Source organism: Bacillus sp. HY001 (genome assembly GCF_007558965.1).
In the GTDB taxonomy this organism is placed as follows: Bacteria; Bacillota; Bacilli; order Bacillales; family Bacillaceae_G; genus Bacillus_A; species Bacillus_A mobilis.
The window spans coordinates 1-4,897 of sequence record NZ_VLTE01000198.1; the positions used below are offsets into that span (position 1 = coordinate 1).

The following is a 4,897-nucleotide window of genomic DNA, read 5'->3' on the forward strand; positions in this document are numbered from 1 at the left end:
TCAATGACTACCTTATCTGGTGGCGAGTTGCAACGTTTAAAATTAGCATTTCAGTTGGAGAATACTGGTCAAATCTATTTTTTGGATGAACCAACTTCCGGACTTCATTTACAGGATACATTAAAGTTGCTTAGGTTATTTAATGATTTGGTAAATAAGGGGAATACTTTAGTGTTGATTGAGCATAATTTAACCGTTATTTCACAAGCAGATTGGCTGATTGATATGGGTCCAGATGCGGGTAAATATGGAGGCCGCATCTGTTACTCGGGAATACCATCGGATTCTATTCAAAACAAGGGATCACGTACTGGCGAAGCGTTACGTGTAGCTATGTCTTATTCGGATGAATATTATTAAAAATATAAATTTTGTTTGTTGAGACTATTTTAAAGAGACGTTCTAACTTCTACTGGCCGATATCTATTAAAGTTTATGTAGTATTGATATTGTGTTTTAAAGACGTTTTTATAAGGAGTGCAATACACTTATCTGTTATTAATAAACTTTTAACATGGATTTCGGTCAATGGGATTTGTCTTAATTAATACATATTAGTGGTCATAATTTTAAAAACTTCGACTGTTTATTTGTAAGATATTCACAGTCCAAGTTTTACATGTATTAATGTAGTGGCTGCTGACCTAGTTCATTTTTACAGACTTACAAATCAACAATCGTTCGGAGTGATAGATGTCTTAGCTAATCGAATATCTATAGCTAAGATATCGAAGTATGCTTAGTTGAGAAGATTGTAAGGACAATTCTACTCCAAGTCCTTTAATTTGAGCTAGTTGTTATAATGTCTTAAAAGCTTTATTGCAGATTATCAGGAAACGAATATTTACACTTATTACTCTAGCTGTAATGAAATCACTATGGTTATATTTATGATGGATATATATCGTTGTTTATGTGGGCAGCAAAAACGATAAATCGTTATAAATAATATGCAGGGATATATCAGCTTGAAAGGGATTTTAAACGATTGATTTAGAGTAGGCATTCAAAATAATGGAATGGTGGTCCATTATGGCGATATATTTATCAATGTTATTTCTTTGTATAAGTAGTTAAAAATAGAAATTTGGCATTCCTAAATGATAGTATGAGATTCAAGAATAGCATAGGGATTTCGCTATTCTTGAAGTCAACGACAGAAAAAATAGACTTTTTGATTAGCAAAGCGGATAGAGAAACTAACACATCATGTCACGTGTTAAATTTGCATGAATGAATATAGCAGTGTGGATTGCTACAAGTATTATAAAGGGAACTTTCAAGGAACTACAAAGAGAGTTGAAAAATATAGGTTTAGAGAAAAGAAATGTAAGTTCAATATTTTTTATGAATCATTAGTATGTACTTAGAAGTTGCTCTAAACAGTGAATTTTCTATTGGTGTACAGTGACAATAAAGATGCTTAATATTTACTTGATGGATTGGCATTATTACGCTAGATAATAGTCTTTTTGTAAAAATAAAGTTGTTTAATTTTTTTATATAGGAATTGTAATGGCTATATAAAAAAATTGTAAAACTCTCGCTAAATATGCAAGAGAAGGTAAGTGTAGTAGCTGTAAAAAGTTAAGCAATTATTGTAAATGATAACAACTTAACCGTTATTTAAACGATTTTATTTTTAATTTAAAAGTAATATTGTCACTCGATACTAATAAAGAATTTCCCTATATAATAGATGATATTTACCTCCTTAGAATCCCACTTAGCCTTGAATAAAGCCGTTTGGAAATCTTTTCCCAGTCATTCATACTTCTCTTATTATCAACATCCAGGTAATTAGTTATTAATAGACATAATGGCTCCATATAATTATTTATTATTTTGTTTAATAGTCCATCGATATATGTACTATCATCAGCTAGTTTTATATGTAAATAATCAAGAAAGTTTACATCATTTTTATTATAATGAATCATGTTCCTTAATACCCTACATTCTTCTCCAATATCTTTATCATAATCACTTATCAAACGAGAAAATTCATAATTGTAACTTTCATCTATTTGAGTAAATTTCCCTTTCAAAAATTTATTCATGTTTTTTATATTGTCCATAACTTCATCTATTTTTATAGATGATAATCTCATTAAAATATATTTATCTAGATTTAATTCAGTTGTATTCAATTGAAGTATATTATAAAGCCATATACAAGTCGAAGCCTCCTGAAGAGACAAGATTAACCTGGTTATTATTATTTTTTCTTCTGCCTCTCCAATAAAAAACACTGAATCATGAATATCCTTATCTCTATAATTCTTTTCATCATTATGAACAAATATCGGGAATTCTGAGTACTTTAATGTACCATTAGAATCTATTACTAGCTTTTCCTTTAGTAAGTTTATTGTCTCACCGACCTTTACAAAAAAACTCTTAAGGTCAATTTGACTTTCTTGTGATAAATCCGGAAAAAAATCAGTATCAATAAATATATAAGTTGGATAGATAGTACTCCCTACTAACTGTCCTTCTTTTAAATAAAAGCCTAAATTATCTATATCATTACCAAATTGATTAATATGAAAATCCATTATTCGATTATATATTTTTATGTTATCGCGCTTTTCATATAATTTGACGCGATGTCTAATTTTTTTTATGTTTGGATCAATAGAAATAGAATCATCAAAGAGTTCTTTATTTATTTGATATATTATTAGACATATGTCCCTAGCTAAAGGGAATATATGTACAGCATTATTCTTTTGGTTCTTTTGTAGTCTTAACAAATAGGACATTCCCATTAAGTCATAATAAGCAGCGTGAATGGCTGACATATTTAATTTATCCTCCCAAAAATCTATTAATTTTCATTGATTCCAATAATTGTCGTTAAATAAAGTTTATCATACTGATACATTTAACTGCTTCACCCAACCCATAAACACATCATTTAATATTCACTTGATGGATCGGGATTATTACGTTAGATAATAGTCTTCTAATGAAAATAAAGTTGTTTAATTTTTGTATGTAGGAATTTTAATAACTATATAATTTACATTGTAAAACCCTTGCTAAATATGCAAGGGAAGGTAGATGTACTAGCTGTAAAAAGCTAAGCAATTATTGTAAATGATAACAACTTAATTGTTATGTAAACGGCTTTATTTATTATTAAACAACAATATTGTCACTTGACAATCAGGACAGGTAGAGAATGCGTAGCTTGTTTATCCTATAGTTAGGCTACAATGAATTAATATCATAATCCCACAAGCCTAACTTCCCCCTAGCGGGTATATAATTTATTAACATTTCTTTATTAGAAACTTCCCAAGCATAATTCCCAACCCTAAAATCCCCTAAAAAGTAGTCATTTCCTGAAACTATACGTCCATCTTCCAATACTGCATTCGTTTGGTTGTCTTCTATTACCTTTAAACAATTTATAAGATTACATACACCAATAATCTTACCGGTTGGTAGATTGTTGGTGTTCAATCCTTGTTTGCTGAGTATAGAATGAATTATTTCATTGTTGCAAGCATTACTATCAATCTTTTTACTCGTGTGAATTGCCAATGAACCACGATATTTAGTATTCCATGTCCTTGTTTCATAGTGAGCTTCATTAGACAGAAAAAGGCTAGCCCATGGTTGAATCATTGAAAGTACCTTCATGTAAGTAATCCCACTTTCTTTTAATATCATTGAAATATAAAGCAAAGTCGTGTTCTTTCAAACACGACTTTGCTTTATATTTATGGTTTGAGAATAACCTTAGTACACTCATCTTCATGGTCATTAAAAATCCGATAAGCTTCACTTGCCTGATCCAATGGGATTTGATGACTAATAATTTGAGTTGGATCTAGTTCGCCGGATGTAATTTTTTCAAATAACATTGGCATGAGATGTATAACAGGGGCTTGGCCCATTTTTAAATTGATATTTCTTTCCCATATATTACCGAGAGGGAATTGATTGTATGTGGAACCATAAACGCCTGTGATTTGAATTGTACCACATTTACGGACTGCATCTGAGGCGATTTTGAGAGGGCTTAGTGTCCCCCCAATCATCATCATACTTTGTTCAATAGATTCAAGCATTGTTTTTTTACCATCCATACCTACACAATCGATAACCACATCCGCTCCGCCATTTGTTAGTTCACGGATATATAGTCCGGTATCAGTGAATTCTTCAAAGTTAATTGTTTCCACATTGTTCATTTGTTTTGCTTTTTGTAATCTGTATGGTAGGCGATCAACAGCAATAACACGTTTAGCTCCATGCATCCAAGCAAACTTTTGTGCCATTAAGCCGATTGGTCCACAACCTAGAATAACGACAGTATCACCCTTTTTTACTCCACCATGCACGACGCTCCAATAAGCTGTTGGTAATACGTCAGATAGGAACAATACTGACTCATCGGGCAGCTCGCATGATTCCGGAATAATGAAGGGAATATTGTTCCCATATGGTACACGTAATAATTCCGCTTGACCTCCGACGTAATCCCCGTAGCGGTCTGTAAAACCGAAGTACCCGCCCGTATCTATATTATAAGGGTTAGGGTCAGTATTGGCATTATCGCATTGACTTTCCATATCTTGTTGGCAATATTGGCAATGACCACAAGCAATATTGAAAGGTAATACAACTCTATCGCCTTTTTTCACGTGTGTAACCTCTGGGCCAACCTCTTCAACAATTCCCATTGGCTCATGACCAACTACATAATCTTGTTGAGCTGGTAATGCGCCTTGATAAATGTGGAGATCGGAACCACAGATCGCAGTTGATGTGATTCTTACGATAATGTCATCGTTTTTTATTAAAACTGGATCTGGGACATTTTTAACCTGCATATCTCTTACCCCTTGGTACGTCACTGCTTTCATTTCTTTACCTCCTAGTC

At 32.1% G+C, this 4,897-nt stretch carries 3 protein-coding genes and 1 pseudogene; 1 reads left to right on the plus strand and 3 read right to left on the minus strand.

The annotated features are described in order from the left end of the window. Window positions 1-360: pseudogene (locus FOT98_RS30395) on the plus strand (excinuclease ABC subunit UvrA); the annotation flags it as partial. 1,346 nt (window positions 361-1,706) lie between these two features. Here FOT98_RS30395 and FOT98_RS30400 read toward each other — a convergent pair. The 3 genes from FOT98_RS30400 to FOT98_RS30410 all read right to left on the minus strand — a co-directional run bounded on the left by FOT98_RS30400 (window position 1,707) and on the right by FOT98_RS30410 (window position 4,880). Next, window positions 1,707-2,804, minus strand: a complete 1,098-nt coding sequence (locus tag FOT98_RS30400; protein WP_001273064.1) for a hypothetical protein — start codon at window positions 2,802-2,804, stop codon at window positions 1,707-1,709. A 412-nt stretch (window positions 2,805-3,216) separates the two neighbouring features. Continuing rightward, window positions 3,217-3,651, minus strand: a complete 435-nt coding sequence (locus FOT98_RS30405) for an ASCH domain-containing protein (protein WP_000866541.1) — start codon at window positions 3,649-3,651, stop codon at window positions 3,217-3,219. An 80-nt stretch (window positions 3,652-3,731) separates the two neighbouring features. Then, window positions 3,732-4,880 (minus strand): zinc-dependent alcohol dehydrogenase, encoded by a 1,149-nt coding sequence (locus FOT98_RS30410; RefSeq protein ID WP_000649094.1) that lies wholly within the window; start codon window positions 4,878-4,880, stop codon window positions 3,732-3,734. Window positions 4,881-4,897 lie beyond the last annotated feature (17 nt).

Excerpts from the sequence above, each read along its gene's own strand:
- FOT98_RS30400 (WP_001273064.1), bottom strand. The coding sequence starts at position 2,804 with ATGTCAGCCATTCACGCTGCTTATTATGACTTAATGGGAATGTCCTAT.
- FOT98_RS30410 (WP_000649094.1), bottom strand. The coding sequence starts at position 4,880 with ATGAAAGCAGTGACGTACCAAGGGGTAAGAGATATGCAGGTTAAAAAT.
- FOT98_RS30405 (WP_000866541.1), bottom strand. The coding sequence starts at position 3,651 with ATGAAGGTACTTTCAATGATTCAACCATGGGCTAGCCTTTTTCTGTCT.